Source organism: Clostridium cochlearium (assembly GCF_900187165.1).
Taxonomy (GTDB): Bacteria; Bacillota; Clostridia; order Clostridiales; family Clostridiaceae; genus Clostridium_G; species Clostridium_G cochlearium.
This window is the reverse complement of sequence record NZ_LT906477.1, coordinates 730498-747788: the sequence shown is the minus strand read 5'-3', so window position 1 is coordinate 747788 and position 17291 is coordinate 730498. Positions and strand designations below refer to the sequence as shown.

21 protein-coding genes are annotated in these 17291 nt (G+C 28.3%); 8 read left to right on the top strand and 13 right to left on the bottom strand.

Going from position 1 to position 17291, the window contains the following annotated elements; translation table 11 throughout:
* Positions 1–96 precede the first annotated feature (96 nt).
* The 3 genes from CKV72_RS03645 to CKV72_RS03635 all read right to left on the bottom strand — a co-directional run bounded on the left by CKV72_RS03645 (position 97) and on the right by CKV72_RS03635 (position 3851).
* Complete coding sequence (locus CKV72_RS03645; RefSeq protein WP_089863000.1) at positions 97–780, bottom strand: GntR family transcriptional regulator; 684 nt, start codon at positions 778–780, stop codon at positions 97–99.
* A 191-nt stretch (positions 781–971) separates the two neighbouring features.
* Positions 972–2312 (bottom strand): sodium-dependent transporter, encoded by a 1341-nt coding sequence (locus tag CKV72_RS03640; protein ID WP_089863001.1) that lies wholly within the window; start codon positions 2310–2312, stop codon positions 972–974.
* A 147-nt stretch (positions 2313–2459) separates the two neighbouring features.
* Positions 2460–3851 (bottom strand): tyrosine phenol-lyase, encoded by a 1392-nt coding sequence (locus CKV72_RS03635; RefSeq protein ID WP_338031814.1) that lies wholly within the window; start codon positions 3849–3851, stop codon positions 2460–2462.
* A gap of 214 nt (positions 3852–4065) precedes the next feature.
* On the opposite strand from CKV72_RS03635, the gene CKV72_RS03630 reads away from it, so the two are divergent.
* The gene (locus CKV72_RS03630) at positions 4066–4803 is read left to right on the top strand and encodes a CPBP family glutamic-type intramembrane protease (protein WP_157726530.1); all 738 of its coding nucleotides are present in this window, start codon (positions 4066–4068) and stop codon (positions 4801–4803) included.
* 172 nt (positions 4804–4975) lie between these two features.
* Here the strand turns inward: CKV72_RS03630 and CKV72_RS03625 are convergent, their stop codons facing one another.
* The 7 genes from CKV72_RS03625 to CKV72_RS03595 all read right to left on the bottom strand — a co-directional run bounded on the left by CKV72_RS03625 (position 4976) and on the right by CKV72_RS03595 (position 9288).
* A complete protein-coding gene (locus tag CKV72_RS03625; RefSeq protein WP_095177523.1) occupies positions 4976–6217 on the bottom strand; it encodes a metal-dependent hydrolase family protein in 1242 nt (413 codons plus the stop codon).
* Between the two features lie 110 nt (positions 6218–6327).
* On the bottom strand, positions 6328–7212 hold the full coding sequence (locus CKV72_RS03620; RefSeq protein WP_089863004.1) for a formate/nitrite transporter family protein: 885 nt from the start codon (positions 7210–7212) through the stop codon (positions 6328–6330).
* 122 nt (positions 7213–7334) lie between these two features.
* A complete protein-coding gene (locus CKV72_RS03615; protein WP_095177522.1) occupies positions 7335–7475 on the bottom strand; it encodes an FtsW/RodA/SpoVE family cell cycle protein in 141 nt (46 codons plus the stop codon).
* Entirely contained in the window at positions 7465–7722 is a 258-nt protein-coding gene (locus CKV72_RS03610; protein WP_095177521.1) for a hypothetical protein, read from the bottom strand. Before CKV72_RS03610 ends, CKV72_RS03615 begins: the two co-directional genes overlap by 11 nt.
* 3 nt (positions 7723–7725) lie before the next feature.
* Positions 7726–8187 carry a permease prefix domain 1-containing protein gene (locus tag CKV72_RS03605; RefSeq protein WP_095177520.1) on the bottom strand — a complete coding sequence of 154 codons (462 nt, stop codon included), beginning with the start codon at positions 8185–8187 and terminating at the stop codon, positions 7726–7728.
* Complete coding sequence (locus CKV72_RS03600; protein ID WP_089863006.1) at positions 8178–8447, bottom strand: PadR family transcriptional regulator; 270 nt, start codon at positions 8445–8447, stop codon at positions 8178–8180. Before CKV72_RS03600 ends, CKV72_RS03605 begins: the two co-directional genes overlap by 10 nt.
* Before the next feature lie 175 nt (positions 8448–8622).
* On the bottom strand, positions 8623–9288 hold the full coding sequence (locus tag CKV72_RS03595; protein ID WP_089863007.1) for an HD domain-containing protein: 666 nt from the start codon (positions 9286–9288) through the stop codon (positions 8623–8625).
* Between the two features lie 581 nt (positions 9289–9869).
* Between CKV72_RS03595 and CKV72_RS03590 the strand changes: the two genes are divergently transcribed.
* The 5 genes from CKV72_RS03590 (at position 9870) to CKV72_RS12500 (ending at position 12184) form a co-directional block, all read left to right on the top strand.
* Positions 9870–10526, top strand: coding sequence for a DUF4179 domain-containing protein (locus CKV72_RS03590; RefSeq protein ID WP_095177519.1), 657 nt, complete (start codon positions 9870–9872; stop codon positions 10524–10526).
* An 89-nt stretch (positions 10527–10615) separates the two neighbouring features.
* A complete protein-coding gene (locus tag CKV72_RS03585) occupies positions 10616–10858 on the top strand; it encodes a hypothetical protein (protein ID WP_095177518.1) in 243 nt (80 codons plus the stop codon).
* A 136-nt stretch (positions 10859–10994) separates the two neighbouring features.
* Entirely contained in the window at positions 10995–11183 is a 189-nt protein-coding gene (locus tag CKV72_RS12250) for a hypothetical protein (protein WP_197696948.1), read from the top strand.
* Positions 11150–11878: a pyridoxal-phosphate dependent enzyme gene (locus CKV72_RS03580; protein ID WP_197696958.1), complete on the top strand. Its 729-nt coding sequence runs from the start codon at positions 11150–11152 to the stop codon at positions 11876–11878. Before CKV72_RS12250 ends, CKV72_RS03580 begins: the two co-directional genes overlap by 34 nt.
* Positions 11879–12058: 180 nt before the next feature.
* The gene (locus CKV72_RS12500) at positions 12059–12184 is read left to right on the top strand and encodes a hypothetical protein (RefSeq protein ID WP_257451480.1); all 126 of its coding nucleotides are present in this window, start codon (positions 12059–12061) and stop codon (positions 12182–12184) included.
* A gap of 154 nt (positions 12185–12338) precedes the next feature.
* Here CKV72_RS12500 and CKV72_RS03575 read toward each other — a convergent pair whose 3' ends face one another.
* From CKV72_RS03575 to CKV72_RS03565, 3 genes are all read right to left on the bottom strand, one after another.
* On the bottom strand, positions 12339–13037 hold the full coding sequence (locus CKV72_RS03575) for a phosphatase PAP2 family protein (protein ID WP_095177517.1): 699 nt from the start codon (positions 13035–13037) through the stop codon (positions 12339–12341).
* Positions 13038–13199: 162 nt separating this feature from the next.
* Complete coding sequence (locus tag CKV72_RS03570; RefSeq protein WP_095177516.1) at positions 13200–13832, bottom strand: GntR family transcriptional regulator; 633 nt, start codon at positions 13830–13832, stop codon at positions 13200–13202.
* Between the two features lie 78 nt (positions 13833–13910).
* On the bottom strand, positions 13911–15032 hold the full coding sequence (locus CKV72_RS03565; protein ID WP_095177515.1) for an alanine dehydrogenase: 1122 nt from the start codon (positions 15030–15032) through the stop codon (positions 13911–13913).
* A 190-nt stretch (positions 15033–15222) separates the two neighbouring features.
* Here CKV72_RS03565 and CKV72_RS03560 point away from each other — a divergent pair, with 190 nt between their 5' ends.
* A complete protein-coding gene (locus tag CKV72_RS03560; protein ID WP_095177514.1) occupies positions 15223–16002 on the top strand; it encodes a polysaccharide deacetylase family protein in 780 nt (259 codons plus the stop codon).
* A 15-nt stretch (positions 16003–16017) separates the two neighbouring features.
* A complete protein-coding gene (gene kamA / locus CKV72_RS03555; RefSeq protein ID WP_089863013.1) occupies positions 16018–17289 on the top strand; it encodes a lysine 2,3-aminomutase in 1272 nt (423 codons plus the stop codon).
* Positions 17290–17291 lie beyond the last annotated feature (2 nt).

Genomic DNA, 17291 nt, shown 5'->3' with positions numbered 1-17291 from the left:
TTATTCTTATTAATTTATATTTTATAAAAAATGCACCAAGTAACTAATTTATACTAATTACTAAGTGCATTTCTATTTTCTAAATAATAATTTATTTTAATCACAAGAATCCTCTTCTTCCAATTCTTCTTTTCTTTGCTGAAGTATTTTCTTAAAGATTTGTTCGGCACCTTTATAATGTTCTTCAGTAAGTATCATTGCTAATTGGTAATCCTTATCTCTAAATGCATTTATTATTTGCTTATGCATTTTAATACTATCTTCTTGAATTTGAAACGTTTCAGGTTCATAATAACTTCTTACAAGCATTTCATGAAGGACATTATATTCTTTAAAAATCTTTTTTAATCTAGTATTTCTAGAGTATTCAATAAATGTTTTATGAAATTTATAATCGTAATCATAGAATTCATCAGTTCCTATACACTTTTCTTGAAGTAATAAATATTCTTCTAAATGCTTACAAACTTCTTCAGTATCAGATTTTTCGAAAGATAATTTTATACCAGTATTGACTACATATAAAAGCACTTCATTAACTTCAAGAAAAAAATCATAATCGAAATCAACTACTGTAGCTCCAGTTTTATCAATAGATGTAATAAGTCCATCTTGATTCAAACGATTTATAGCATCTCTAATAGGCGATGAACTAACTCCAAATCTCTTTTGTAATGCTCTATTTACAAGTTTTGTTCCGAAAGGAATTTTTCTTTTTAATATTTCCATTTTTAATATATCATAAATTTGATCACTTAAAGTTTTTTTGTTAATTAACACGCCACTACTCCTGTCTTTTTATTAATTAAAATAAACTAATAACTTGATATATTATACCGCTAATCTCTTATTATGTAAATAAACATCGAAATTTGGAAGGTATAATTAAAACATTAACAATATAATAATAAAAGAGGCGGAGTGCTACTCCACCACAAGTTTTTAAGTACTTAATAATAATTTTATTAAATTTAAAATGATACTTTCATAAATAATGCAACTAAACATAATATTGCTGCAAATGGTACATAAAGGTATTTGCCCATATTATACCATAAATCCCCCTGTTTCTTTTTAGCTCCTAAGTTAATTTCATTAAGTAGATCTTCCTTTTTCATAATCCAGAACCACGATATGGCACCTAAGGTTGCTCCGATTGGAATAATGTATATGGATATAAGATCCATCCATGGTCCCCACCTAAATATAGGTTCCATATTAACTCCTATACCAAAACAAATTACACAAAGTAATATTAACATAGGGATACGTTTTAATTTAGGAAATTTATACATTAATGATTCCCCAACTACTTCAAACATATTTTGTAGGGATGAAACTCCACCAAATACTACTGCTGTAAATAATATTATTGCAAATATTCTACCTCCTGGTATGTCTTGCAGTATTTTAGGTAAAGTTACAAAAAGAAGTCCTGGACCTGCACCAACATCTACATTATATGCAAAACAAGCTGGTATAATAACCAATGCTGCTACCATTGCTGCTATGGTATCAAATATAGCAGTATTTTTGGCTCCATCTATAATATCTTCACTCTCTGATAGATATGCACCATATACAATCATTCCACTACCAGTTACAGATAAAGAGAAAAAAGCTTGCCCCATAGCCCAAATCCAAACCATTGGATCTTTTAAAGCTTCCCATCTTGGAATAAACATAAATTTATATCCTTCCACTGATCCTGGTAATAAAGCTACACGAATAGCCAGAATTACAAATAATATAAAAAACAATGGCATCATAATTTTATTAGACTTTTCAATACTATCTGCACCAAGAGTCAGTGTAAGCAATGTTCCTATAACAACTATTAAATGATATGGTACAACTGAGTAATTTGTCATAGAAAATGATTCAAACCATATACCTGTATCTACAGTCATAAGAGTACCAGTAACAGATTGAGTCCAACCTTTAAGTACATATGAAATGATTACTGCATAACCTATTGCTATACACATAGAACCTGCAAGAGGAAGCCACCCTACAACTTTACCAATTCCTTCTTTACCACCAGATTTCCAAGCATTTTCATAGGCACCAAGTGTACCAGTTTTTGCTCTACGACCAATGGCATATTCTGCAGAAAGGCCTACATAACTAAAAAGAACTATGAATATAAGATAAGCTACTAAAAATGCTCCACCACCGTTGCTACCTAATTTGTATGGAAATCCCCAAACATTAGCCATACCCACAGCGGAACCTACACATGCTAGTACAAATCCCCATTTGGATTCAAACTTAGCAGCCTCTTGAGTATTTTGAGTAACTTCAGTTTTCATATATTTCCTCCCCATTTTTAACCTTATAATAGGAGTCATTATAAAGTAGTATTTTTATTTATTCTCAATGTAACCTTTTACCATATCTATATTCTATATTTTCAGGCATAAAGCCTGAAAATATAGAATAATAAATTCTTACTATAATTAATCTGCATATTCAAATTTTGCAGTAAAGAATCTTAATTGTTTAGGTTCATAAGTAAATCTAAGTGGTCTTATATCTTCTTTATGTTTATATAAATTAATAACTGATTCAGCTACAACATCCATGTGTTTGTATGTGTAAACTCTTCTTGGAATAGTAAGTCTAACTGTTTCTAATTTTGGTTTATGGTTTTCACCTGTTTTAACATCTCTACCAGCAGAAACTATACCACGTTCCATTGATCTAACACCAGAGTCAATGTAAAGTGAAGCAGCTAGTGATTGAGCTGGGAATTGTTCTTGATCTAGATGTGGACAGAATCTTCTTGCATCTAAGAATACAGCGTGTCCACCAACTGGTTCAACTATAGGAACTCCAGCTTCTTTTAATCTATCGCCAAGATATCTAACTTGTTTTATTCTATGTTCAATATATTCATACTGCATTGCTTCTCTAAATCCAATTGCTATTGCTTGCATATCACGACCAGTCATACCACCATAAGATGGCATACCTTCATAAACTACTACTATTTCTTTAGCTTTTCCAAATAATTCTTCATCATTAATTGCTAAGAATCCACCGATATTTACTATACCATCTTTTTTACCTGACATAGTCGCTCCGTCAGAATAACTAAACATTTCATGTACTATATCTTTAATTGAAACATCTGCATATCCTTCTTCTTGTTCTTTTATAAAATATGCGTTTTCAACACATCTAGTAGCATCATAAAATACCTTAATTCCATGTTTTGCTGTAAGTTCTCTAACAGCTTTCATATTAGCCATAGAAACCGGTTGTCCACCTGCTAGGTTTACAGTAACAGCAAGACATACATAAGCTATGTTTTCTGCACCTTTTTCCTTTATTAATTTTTCAAGTTTATCTAAATCAATATTTCCTTTAAATTTAACATCTTTTGAGGCATCATGAGCTTCATCTCTGATTATATCCACGAAAATACCGCCATTTTTTTCTTGGTGATATCTAGTAGTTGTAAAGTACATATTTCCAGCTACGTATTGTCCTGGTTTTATAGCTATACTTGAAAGAATATTTTCTGCACCACGTCCTTGGTGAGTAGGAACAAGATGCTTAAATCCAAATAGTTCTTTTATAGTTGATTCTAAAAATAACCAGTTTTTACTACCAGCATAAGCTTCGTCGCCTATCATCATGCCTGCCCATTGAGCATCACTCATAGCATTAGTTCCTGAGTCAGTAAGTAAATCAATATAAACATCCTCTGATTTTAAATTGAATGTATTATATCCAGCTTCCTTCATAGCAGCTTCACGTTCTTCTCTTGAAATCATTTTAACAGGTTCAACACTCTTAATCTTAAAAGGCTCCGCAGGGTACTTACTTAAATCCATATAATCCATAATAAAACTCCTCCTTGAAACTCAATATATTTTTATGTGATGCATCATACATCATCGACCATCTTTATTGTATAATGAAATATATGGAATGTCAATAGAAAAATTAAAATTATTTTTATTTTAAGTATTTTCAGAATATTTAAAATGTGGTAATATAAATATAATTGATCATTTTATACTCATCGACCAAATATAATTTATTGGAGGACAAACATTGAAAAAGAGTTCTAATCAATTCTTATTAATATCCTTTATCATAAGTTATATATGTTTTGGCATAATAATTCAGTCTAAGATTGTATTCAACGATATATTTAACAATCCTCTTTATCTATCTATTTTTATTATTGGATGCTTAGGTCCACTTATTTCAGCATTTATAATACATGTTTTAAATAAAGAAAAACTAGATGGAATAAATGGATTTGCAAACAAATTAACGATAATTAAAAATCCAAAAGCTATTATTTTAATACCAATATTTTTAATTACACATTATGGGTTCGCTATACTTCTAAAAGGTGTATATAAATATGGTAAAGTTATAGACTTTTTCCGTTATTTACCTTTAATATTAATAATATTAGGTTCTCAAGAAATTGGTTGGAGAGGAATAGTGCAACCAGCAAATGAAGAAAAAAATGGATTTTGGAAATCTTCTATTGCAACAGGACTTTTTTGGTCATTGTGGTTTTTACCCCTTATTTATATACCAAAGTTCGTTATACTTCCACAATTTTATGCACAATTTGCAGCATATTTAGTAGGCATAAGTATACTATTGACTACTCTTTATAAATTAAGCGGTAGCATTATATATTGTATAGTACTATCTAGTTTTATATTTGCACTCTTTCCAGTTATCATATTAAAGCAAAGCTTTATACTTGTAGGAATAGCCTTAGTTGATGCAATAGTTGCAACTATATTTAAAGACAAAGTTTTCAGTTAAAAAATTAAAATTTAAAAAGGTGTTTACAATAAATTGAAATTGTAAACACCTTTTTAAATTAATGGGTTCCACAAACTACTTTAAAAAAATAAACTTTAAATGGCCACCTATTTTCTCTTTACAGGATAACATACTTCACTTTATTTCTCTTATATGAAGGATTTCTTGTTTATTATTTATTCTTTTTAACAAATATACCTTCTTTCAGTATAATCTCCATATTTTCAGTACATACATTGTGAATATCATCTAATGGATTTTTAGATAATACAAGAAGGTCAGCAAATTTACCCTGCTCAAGAGTCCCAGTAATATCATCTATTTTAAGCATTTCTGCACCATTTTTAGTAGCAGCTAAGATTGTTTCCATTTCTGTCAACCCTGCTTTATTAAGGGTATACATTTCTGTAATAGAACATTTACCATAAGGAGTTAAACTACTACAAAATGAATCAGATCCAACTGTAATTCTAACACCTTTTTTATTTGCATTTTGTAAGTTATCAATTATACGATTAAGCTCTTTTTCCGCAGTAGTTTTACCTGGATACTTATCATGAATTGGTCTATATGGTGGTTCATATACAGTAAACCATTCATAGAAAAACTGTAAAGTTGGACAAAATGTAATATCCTTTTCTTTCATTATTTCAAGACATTCTTCATTTAATTCTTGTCCATGAATAATTGCAGATACTCCAGCTTTACATGAATTTAGTGCTCCTTCATAGCCTTCTGCATGTGACCATACTGGAAGTCCAACCATATTACATTCATCTACAACAGCTTGAATTTCTTCCATACAATAATGTGGATCTGCTTTTGCATCAAATCTCCATATACCCCCACCTGTGGACCAAATTTTTATAGCATCTGGATTTTCACGAATTCTTCTTCTTATTGCCTTTCTAAGATCCCAAGGTCCGTCTACACATTCTGCCCAAGGGTGTGAAATATTATTATATTCCAAAGGTAATTTATGAGAATCACCATGTCCTGAAGTTCTACAAAATCCAAGTCCTGTTGCAACTACACGTGGTCCAGGAATTATTCCTTCTTCAATCATATTGCGAATATATATACCTGAACGAGAAATTTCTCCTACAGATGTTAGTCCATGTTCAAGAGCTTCACGAGCTTGGGCAACAGCCACAATAGTCTTTTGTATAACAGGCTCTAATACCCACTCAGTATCATTATCTGTTCTATTTCCACTAAAATGAAGATGGGTATCAATTAATCCAGGCATAATAGTTTTTCCTGTTATATCAATTTTTTCGTATTCTTCATCAATCTCCATCATTGGTCCAGCATATTTAATTTTTTTATTATCAACAAGTAATAAGGAATTTTTTATAGGCTTCTTTCCTGTACCATCTATTAATAAGCCACCTATAAATGCAATTTTATTCATAGCATTCCCCCCTATTAATTTTTATTCTAATTTATGTTAACTTTATTAAAAAAATGCGTTATTTCAAGAATATTAATTCTATCTATAACACATTATATATATCTTTATATTTATAAATTAATTTTATTTTCCACTTTCTTTTGAATTGTTATTGATTTATTATCTTTTAAATAAACAAACCAATATACAACTCCTACAAATATAGTCCCACCAATTATATTTCCAATGGTTACAGGTACTAAATTATTAAATATAAAACTATTCCAATTTAAAGTACCTAATTTTTCTGATGTAACATAAGATGCAGTAACCCAATTAATATTTGATTTTGCTAATATTCCTGCAGGTATATAATACATATTGGCAATACTATGTTCAAAACCGGAGGTTACAAATAGCCATATTGGAAAAAATATTCCAAGTATCTTACCTGTCATACTTTTTGCTGCAAAAGCTAACCATACTGCTAAACAAACTATCCAATTTCCCATAATTCCTAAATATAGTGCAGACATAAAAGGTAAATTCACCTTATAAGCAGCAATTTTAATGGTTTCTCCTCCAAGACCATTAGCTCCACTATTAAATAATCCAGATTGAACCATCATAAAAACTATTAATAAAGAACCTATTAAATTTCCTATGTATACAGTACACCAATTTCTAAGCATTTCCCTTAATTTTACTTTCTTTTCTAAAACGCTAATAATAATCAATGCATTTCCTGTAAATAACTCTCCTCCTGCTAAAATGACTAACATAAGTCCTGTACCAAAAATTAACCCAGCCATGGTTTTTCCTAATCCATAGGTTTCAGGTTTCCTAAACAAGTTAAATGCTGCCATATTAGAACCTTCAGATGCAAATGCAATAAATGCTCCTGCTAAAATTCCTAAAATCAACTGATGTGTAAATGAAAGGTTTGTCTTTTTTATTCCCACTTCTACCGTTGTATTAGCAATTTCTTCAGGTGTTAAATAATCTCTTGTTTCCACTTTATATCCACCTCTTACTATAGTTACTTTTCCAAATAAATATTATCATATACTTATATTATAAAAGTTCCTTGTCTACAAAGTGTCTATAAAGTTTGTATAATTTGAATTTTCCTTTAAAATTATATTGTATATGCATAGCTTTTTCTTTTATAAATTCCCATTATTAAGCCTATAGATATCATATTTATTATCATAGATGTTCCCCCATAACTTATGAAAGGAAGTCCTATTGACATTACTGGTACTAAATTAAATGTCATAAATATGTTTTCTATAAAATGTATAAAAAATATCTGGTATAATAGCTATCAAAACAATAGGTATTATATATGAACCTATAAGTTTTAAATAATCTATAGTACCTTTTAATTTTATGTTTTGTAAAATTCCAGGTAAACATATACTCATTAAAAACAAATAAATTGGAGTAATATTTATGGAAATAGACATAATGGTTATATACTTACTACCATTTACATAGTTGGAAAATAATATTGATAAAATCATAAGCTAATTTGTTCCTATTAATATATGTATTGAATACTTTTTTAACTCTCTATAATCAAACTTGTATAAAGCCATAGCTAAAGTTATTCCTATTAAGGTAGAAATTATCATATTCCTACCACTATTTTGGTTATAATGTGTTATCTCACCACTTATTCCTATAAATATAGCTGTAAATATTCCAATAAAACTCATTAAAACTGTAGCTACAACTATTCCCCATTCTAGGTTCCCTCTATGCACTTTATCTAACTTTTCACCTATAATATCTGCATTTCCCATTTGAGTAATACTATTTCTTATAGCTTCATCCTTTCCCATACCAGATTTCACATAGCTATCATAAAGTTCTTCTATATGAGATATAAGTTCTAGCTTTATTTCCTCATGCGATTCTTTATTTCTAACTTTTGAAATAATTTCATTTAAATATTTACAAACTCTTTCATCTTTTTCTATTCCCATAATACTGCCTCCCACAATATATTGTCTACAGCTACGCGAAATGTGGACCATTCTTCCTTCTTTTCTTTTAAATATCCATTACCTTTTTTAGTAATCCTATAGTATTTTCTGTTTCTACCATTATCCCCCTTATTCCAAAAAGATTCTATTATTCCCATAGCTTCTAATCCATGTAAAATTGGATATAGAGTTCCCTCTTTAAACTTAAAAATCCCCGATGACTTTTCCTCTAATTTTTTTATAATTTCATATCCATACACTACACCTAGTTAAAAATACAGGTATGATATATTATGTAGTAATTGCTGTAAAAAATCCTTGTAAAGTTATTAAAGGTAGTTCAAAATTTGAACTACCTTCATACTTTAAATATTAAAGATTTTCTATCGCAAAGCGGAAGAAAATCCACTTTAATTATTCATTAAAATTTAATTCCTATAGTAACTTAGTACCATTTATAACTAAATCAAATTTACAATTTAAAAAGTCTGCTGCTTTTCTACACATCATCATACGATTTAAAAATATCTCAAAATACTCCATTAAAGAGGAAATGGTGATGTCTATTTTCATTTCTAATAAAATAATTCTTTTTTCACTATTAACTTTAACCTTTGCATCTTCAACCGCATAGTTTACTCGATCATGAATATCAAAAGTAGCAAAATCTCTATTTCTTACTCGGCTTCTTCTAACATCACTTTTATCTGCTAATATCAATGCCGCTGATACTGTATTTACCGGTTGACCTGTACCTTCATCATGGTTTCCAATAGAAGAAACTATGGTAGCAATTTCTTCAGGAGGCATTTCCATTCTAGTTAAAATATCAAAAGCTAATATAGCCCCTGTTTGAGCATGATCAATTCTATTTATCATATTGCCAATATCATGAATATATCCAGCTATTTGAGCAAGCTCTCTTTCCCTTTCGCTATATCCTAAATTATCCAATATGATATCTGCAGTATAGGAAACTTTGCCTGCATGAATAAAGGAATGTTCAGTATATCCCATGACTCCAAGTAGTTCATCGCATTTTTGAATATAGGTTTGAAATTCTTTATTCTTTTTTATATCTTCAAAAGTTATATGTTTCATATACATCTCCTCATTAAAAATTCATTATATTAAACAAATTATATATTAAAATTATTATTATTCCAACTATAGACGTTAGTTTATTATGTTTTTCATATACCATAGTTATTTTATACATAGTTTTACCTTACATCTCTTTTATTAAATATCAATATGCTAAATACGCAGCCTACAACTAAACTAATTATTAATCCAATGCAGGCTGAATATATCATTTCCATAGGTATTTTTTCTTCTCCCATTATCCTTAAACTTAAATGTATAATATATATTTTTACCTATCTCATAATCTAAAGAGCCCTTTTCAAAAATTATTCTTTTAGGAATAAACATACTCTACTCTCCTCTATTAATTTATATGTTTTTATTCTTTACATTCCATTATAAATTTATCCTAAATTTATTACTTCACGTGAGTGCAACTCTTATTAATAAAATAACATAAAAATATGCTATAAAGTACCTTACATAATATAAGACAATCTTAACTTAAAAATGTATACAAGGAACAGTAAAATCAATATTATTTAGAGCTAAGTCTAAGCTTCAAGAAATGCTTTATAAAAAGGAGGACTTTAGCTGTGAAAGATTATAATTTAGATGAAATGCTTAAACAAGTAAAAAAAGATACAGTGGATGAAGAATTTCATAAATTTTATACTAAAACTTTAAATTCTCTTCCTAATAAAAAAAGAAAATTAAATAAATCCATAATAGCAGCAGCTTCTGTTTTTTTAATTGCTATGCTTTCATTTTCACCAATAGTATCGGGAGGAGATATACCTATACTTAAAACCATTAAAAATATATTCTTTGCTCCAGAAGAGTATGTAAAATATGCTGAAGGTATAGACACTAAAGTAGAGCTTGGAAATTTCAGAGTATCTCTTCATGATATTATATATGATAATAATTTTTTAATATATTCCTATACTTTATCTAAACTAGATGGTAAACCATTTACTCAAGATGAAGAAATGGCAGGAGTTAGTTTACATCCAGTATTTAAAACTACTGAAAATTTTTCCGGAAGTGAATTTAATAGGGTTAAAAATAGTCCTAGTGAAATAACAATTATTCGATATGATAATATAAGCAAATTAAATCTCCCTAATAAATTAAAATTTTCTATGTTAGTTTATAATTCCATCGAAGATATAGACACTAATATAGATATAGAAATTGAAAAATCTGAAATAAATAAGTATTGCAAGAAAGTAATTATTGATAAAATATAAAAATAGACAATGGTAAACTATGTATAGACTCTATATCCTTTAGCCCTTTTGGTGCAGTATTTACAGGTAAAAATATAGGACAGTGGTATTTGCACAATGATAGTCCTTACCGTGTCGCAATTTTAGATGATAATGGAAAAGAGATTTTCATTAATAGTAGTAGTGCTTCTTATAACTATAATGATAACATAGTAGAATTCTGTAAAGAACTAGAACTTAATCAATATAAAGATTCCAAAACCATTACTATAAAGGTTTACGATACTAGAGACGGAAAAGAATTAGATGATTCTTCTGTAACTATTAGTGTTCCTAAATATAACAAATTTTAACCCTTTATAGAGACTAAGAAATAAAATCTTTCTTAGTCTTTATATTTTATTCAAAAATTTTTAATATTCGCTAAATACTATATTGCCTTTAAATAATTTCTTATGTAAAATTAAATATAGTAGGAGATGATTTCATATGACTATAAAATATGTGTGTAGTAAATGTAAAAAATTCTATGATACAAAAGAGCCTATATTTAAATGCAAATGCGGTGGTATGCTAGATTTAGAGTACTTTTCAATAAAATTATCAAATGAAAATATTATAAAAGATAATTGGAGTTTATTTAGATATATAAAGGCACTTCCATTAGAGCAGGCATAGAATGTGATATATATGTACCTTACAATACTTCTCAAAAGAAAATAGCTCAAATAGAAGCTCATGGAGCAAAGGTTCATATTATACCTGGAAGTAGAGAAGACACTGCTAAAGCTGCTTTAAATGCTGTAGAAAGAGGAGAAGGTTTTTATGCAAGTCATGTCTACAATCCATTTTTCTATCAAGGAACTAAAACCTATGCCTATGAAATATATGAACAGTTAAAGGGAGAAATTCCAGAAGCATTAGTAATTCCACTTGGAAATGGTACTTTGGTACTAGGGGCTTATTATGGATTTAAAGATCTCTTAAATACTGGACTTATTTCAAGAATACCTAAAATAATAGCTGTGCAAGCTACTAATTGTGCTCCTATATATAAAGCATTTACTAAAGGCAAAGATTACATAGAACCTGTAGAAAATAAGGGAACCCTTGCCGAAGGAATTGCCATTGCAGATCCTAAAAGAGGATGGCAAATTATAAAAGCTCTTAGAGAAGTAAATGGAGAAATAATTACAGCTTCAGAAGAAGATATTCCAAAAACAAAACAACTTCTTGCTAAAAAAGGATTTTATGTAGAACCAACTACTGCTGCAACTTTTGTAGCCTTATTTGACTATATAAAGAAAAATGATATTACTAAAAATGGCAAAGTAATTATTCCCTTATGCGGATCAGGTCTTAAATCAAAATAAGATTTTAAAAGATGGTCTTTTAGAATACAATGTAGGACCATAACAATTAAAGATATGAGTATTATAAAGTAGTTTAACTCGTCATTACATTTAATGTATGTTTTCCCTTTTATCCTCTATATATTTTTATTAAACTCAATAGTATAATTAGCTTGTACAACATTTTAGGAGGTATTATATATGGATAATAAAGAAGAACTGTTAGAAAAAATTTTAAGAGAAGTACAAGATATTAAAGTAATACTACAAGAAAATTGTGATGATTCTAGTACTAGTTGCTTAGAAGAAGAAACAGTAAAAAAATAAAACCTTGATGTTTAGCTTCGCTAAACGAACTAATTCATATATTAATTATTTGTATTATCTAATAAAATTAAAGATTTTCTGACCAAAGGAAGAAAATCTACCTAAATTATTCATTATTCATTATTAGTTGTTCATTATTCTTACTATAAAAAAATTACATAGTAATTTTTTTATAGTAAGAATACCTATGTATAGAAATATTTATTCCTGCCCAAAACATTGCTGCAGACCAACCTGCCAATACATCACTTAAATAATGAACTCTTAAATAAACTCTACTAAATCCTATAGCTATAGCTAAAATTATAAGACCTATGGATATAGAATAGGATTTAAATTTATTTTTAGAATATATTAATATTAAGTATGAAAGAATAATAGCAAAAGCTAAAAATGTCATTGAATGACCACTTGGAAAGCTGTATCCAGTAGCTTCAATTATCTTAACAGTAGGTCTATCTCTCCTAAAAGATCTCTTTAATAGTTCATTAAAAATAGCAACTCCTAGTATATTAAAAGCAAAGAATACACTTTCACTCTTCATTTTTTTTAAATATAACATAACAGTGATAATTAATGTAATGATTATTACTGTATATGGATCCCCTATATATGTAATACACTTAAATATTCTGCTCAAACTATCACTTTCTATGTATCTAAAATAATTTATAGCTGAAACATCCATTTTAAAACTGCCTTTTCCTTTAAAATATAGTTGTACTATATTTATAAAAATTATTAAGGATATAAATGCTAAAATTATACCTATGAAAAAAAACTTCCATCTTTCATCATTTTCTTTATATAATTTTATAAAGTTTCTATAAGATTTATCTTTAAATTTTTTCAAAATACCACCTCAAAATATCAACATTGCATTAAAACTCACTATAAATTACAAGTATATATTACTTTTAACTACATTGTCAATTTTAATTTTTTTATAATACCCACAAAAATAAAAGAATGTGATTAAATTCAAATATCACATCCTTTTATTTTTTAATTTTATTTATCCTATGTTACCATTATATAAAAATCTATTTACTTTCTCATATACATTGCCATTTCCAATTACCACTATTATATCTCCATCTTGAAATATATAATTAGGTCCCGGTGAAATTACAATATCTCCTTTTCTTCTATAAGCTACTATTGTAGCTCCTGTAGCTTGCCAAAATCTTAATTCATTGACTTTTTTACCTAGCACAGCACATTCTTTTTTTACTTCAACTTCTATTAACGTAAACGGTGTTATATTTTTAAACCTATCTGTAAAATCTAATATTTTGTCAAAGTTTACTTGGATTTCATTATCTATTTTTTTCTTTCTATTCATAAGTTCTACTATGTTTTCTCTGACTGTAGCTAAGTATTCATTATCTTTATGCTTTTCTATAAATCTTTCTGCTGCAGAAACGGATATAATTTCTATACCGCTACCTTTAGTAGAAAGTACAACATCCATATCTTCTAACAGAGCAATAGATCTTCTTATAGTTTCCGGTGATACATTGTACATACTTGCTAAAGTAGATCTTCCACTTATTTTTTCTTCAGTTTTAAGTTCTCCTAGTACAATTCGATTGGCAATATCAAGTGCTATATTTTTATATAACGCCCCTCCTTGATGACACTTCATAATACTTCCTCCATTTATTATATATTTTATTATTATAAATAATAGTTATCAATTACTATATATAATTATATTTTTTATTTATCTTTTTTCGTTTTCCTCAAAATATTTTATAGTTCCCCTATAAATAGCTCTTTCAAAATAATCATCACTTTTATCTGTAAACATGCTTTTATCTATCCTTATTAATTTTTGAACTATAGGAAATAGTTGAATTCCATATAAGTGCATACATTCTTTAGGCTTTATACCTGGCCATGCATTACATCCTACTACAATTCTTCTATTTTTGCTTACAACTTCTTTTGGTATTGCTTCATATATTTCATCATCTTCATATATTACAGGTTTATCTAATGTACCTGTAGGTATACCTTCTATAGCCTTTACTTGAATAGGATTCACATCTGTTAAATAAGGATCCGCTGTTAAATCTAAAATTACAGCATGTGACTTTAAATAACCTATTAAATCATTTGATATTATATATTTTGTTGCATCTTCTCTGGTGGTTGCATCCACTAATATATCTGTTTCTTTTATGATTTTTATAAGTTCTTCTTCATCAGAAGTAATACTTCTTGGTAATAAATTAACTTTTACACCTTTTGTACCTAATTCCTTCATCTTAGAATTAAGTCCCAAATTCCCATATTTACCTGCTGATTTTGCTGCATATAAACCAACCATCCCCATACCTAATATTGTAACATTAATAATTCCTCTTTCTTTAGAATAAAAATCTTCCATACTCTTAGAAAGTTCTTGAAAAGCCATCTCCATTCCATTGCCAGAGGTGCCATTATAATTAACTACTATTCTTTCTAAAAAATCATTTCTTAACGAGTCCATGGAAACTCCAAATATATTTTTAGATTTTAATTTATTAACTCTTGTAGCCCTAGTTGGATAATGCAACATACTAACTAAAGTACTTCCATCCTTCATACAATCTATTTCATTAAATTCTGGTGACCTTAAAACTACTACTATATCTTTTTCATAACATTCTCTATTTGAAACAAATTTTATGCGTTCATTTGCTTTTAAATATTCATCTTCTGATATTCCCATAGCTGATCCATATCCTTGTTCTAAATAAAAATCTGCTTTTTCACTTTTCATCATTCTAAAAAAATCAGGTAGAAAATCTCTTTTTTCATTTTGCTCTTTATGCATTCTTGGGAACCCTAAACTAATCATATAAACACCCCTTTTATTTTAATATATTTTAAGTTTTTAAACAAACTTTTAATTTTTTATTTTTTCAATAAAAGTTTTTGACAAGGAAATATTAACTATAGTATAATATTGTTATTATTTAGTTACAACTTCATTATAAGATATAAGTTGTAATTTTTCAATACATTTATTAACTAGGAGGAATGCAATTTTGAATAACATAAGTAATATATTCAAAACAGATGGTTTCGACTTTGCAATATCAATGGATTGCGAAGGAACTAATTTTGATAAGAACCTAGAAAACAACGTGAAAAATCTAGAAACATTTCTTAAACTAGCTTCTGATAATAATATTTGCACTATATTATTTATATCCCCATACTTTGCTAACATGTTAAATGAATTAAGTTTAGTAGAAAAAATTAAACAATATAATGTGATTTTTGGTCTTCATATCCATCCTGATAATTTACCTAATGAAATAAAAGTTAAATGTCCCTTTATAAAAGAAAATGAAGAACTTTTATCTTTTTATCCTTATGAAGAACAAAAATTAATAATTAGTAATTGTATGGACTATCTTCATAAAAAGGGAATAAAGCCTATTGAAATATATAGAGGTGGATATTTTTCAATGAATGATGATACTTCAAAAGCATTACTTGAATTAACGGATATAAAGTATGAATCCCACAACATCTATAGAGAACAATACAGTGTTACAAATAATCTTTTAACTCCAATTCCTGTATATGCTTTTGATAAAGATACCGAATTTAGATTAGATTCCACTCCTTCTAAACAACTATCCCAAATGTTATTAGACGCTATCAAAACTAATAAAAAAGTATTAGGCATAACCCACAGCTATCTATTAGATCCCAATGATTTTCATTATAAAAGAGATAATATCAAAGAAGATATACATTTTAAATTAAGTCAAATTATAAAAACAATAAAAAATTCTATTTCATTAGAGAATATATAGTTTAGGAGGTTTCATATGAAAGATTACAGAACAATAGAATTATGGAAAGATGTAAGTGAAGAACAATGGAATGATTGGAAATGGCAGGTAAAAAATAGAGTTACTACCATAGACCAATTAAAAAAGATCATAAACTTATTACCAGAAGAAGAAAAAGCAATAGATAAATGTCTAAAAACACTAAGAATGGGTATATCACCATATTATGCAACTCTAATAAACCCAACTGATCCAAATGACCCCATTAGAAAACAAGCTGTCCCTACTCTTAATGAGTTAAATTTCTCCGATGCAGATATGTTTGATCCATTACAAGAAGATGCATCTTCTCCAGTTCCGGGATTAACTCATGCATATCCTGACAGAGTATTATTGCTTGTTACCGATATGTGTTCTATGTACTGTAGACATTGTACTAGAAGAAGATTTGCAGGTCATACAGATAATTCTATGCCACAAAATAGAATTGATATGGCCATTGACTATATAAAAAATACTCCAACCGTTAGGGATGTACTTTTATCCGGTGGTGACGGTTTTATGATATCTGATGAAAGAATTGAATATATATTAAAAAAATTACGTGACATACCCCACGTTGAAATAATTAGATTTGGAACAAGAACTCCTGTTGTTAATCCAATGAGAATAACAGATAATTTAGTTAATATATTAAAAAAATATCATCCTATTTGGGTTAATACTCATTTCAATCACCCAAATGAAATTACAGAGTATTCAGTAAAAGCTTGTGAGAAATTAGCTAATGCAGGTATACCTGTTGGAAATCAAACTGTTCTTTTAAGAGGTATAAATGACTGTGTATATATTCAAAAAGATCTTGTTCATAAATTAGTAAAAATGAGAGTTAGACCATATTATTTATATCAATGTGACTTATCCCAAGGTATTGAACATTTTAGAACAAAAGTTTCTAAAGGTATAGAAATAATTGAAGGTCTTAGGGGACACACTTCTGGTTTTGCTGTGCCGACTTTTGTTGTAGATGCCCCAGGTGGTGGCGGTAAAATACCAGTTATGCCTCAATATCTAATAAGTCAATCTCCTACTAAAGTAGTCCTTAGAAATTATGAAGGAGTTATAACAACTTATACTGAACCCAATCATGCCGAAGACGAAAAATGTAGCTGTCCTATCTGTACTAGTAATACTACAAAAAAAACAACGGGAATAATGTCCCTTCTAGAAAATAAGCAAATCAATTTAGAACCCAAAAGCCTTTACAGAAAAGAAAGAATTAGTAATTTTAAAGAAATTCATAAATAAAA

Coding starts and splice junctions, on each gene's coding strand:
- CKV72_RS03640 (WP_089863001.1), bottom strand. CDS start 2,312: ATGAAAACTGAAGTTACTCAAAATACTCAAGAGGCTGCTAAGTTTGAA.
- CKV72_RS03635 (WP_338031814.1), bottom strand. CDS start 3,851: ATGGATTATATGGATTTAAGTAAGTACCCTGCGGAGCCTTTTAAGATT.
- CKV72_RS03625 (WP_095177523.1), bottom strand. CDS start 6,217: ATGAATAAAATTGCATTTATAGGTGGCTTATTAATAGATGGTACAGGA.
- CKV72_RS03615 (WP_095177522.1), bottom strand. CDS start 7,475: ATGACATTTAATTTAGTACCAGTAATGTCAATAGGACTTCCTTTCATA.
- CKV72_RS03610 (WP_095177521.1), bottom strand. CDS start 7,722: ATGATTTTATCAATATTATTTTCCAACTATGTAAATGGTAGTAAGTAT.
- CKV72_RS03605 (WP_095177520.1), bottom strand. CDS start 8,187: ATGGGAATAGAAAAAGATGAAAGAGTTTGTAAATATTTAAATGAAATT.
- CKV72_RS03595 (WP_089863007.1), bottom strand. CDS start 9,288: ATGAAACATATAACTTTTGAAGATATAAAAAAGAATAAAGAATTTCAA.
- CKV72_RS12250 (WP_197696948.1), top strand. CDS start 10,995: ATGACTATAAAATATGTGTGTAGTAAATGTAAAAAATTCTATGATACA.
- CKV72_RS12500 (WP_257451480.1), top strand. CDS start 12,059: ATGGATAATAAAGAAGAACTGTTAGAAAAAATTTTAAGAGAAGTACAA.
- CKV72_RS03570 (WP_095177516.1), bottom strand. CDS start 13,832: ATGAAGTGTCATCAAGGAGGGGCGTTATATAAAAATATAGCACTTGAT.
- CKV72_RS03565 (WP_095177515.1), bottom strand. CDS start 15,032: ATGATTAGTTTAGGGTTCCCAAGAATGCATAAAGAGCAAAATGAAAAA.
- kamA (WP_089863013.1), top strand. CDS start 16,018: ATGAAAGATTACAGAACAATAGAATTATGGAAAGATGTAAGTGAAGAA.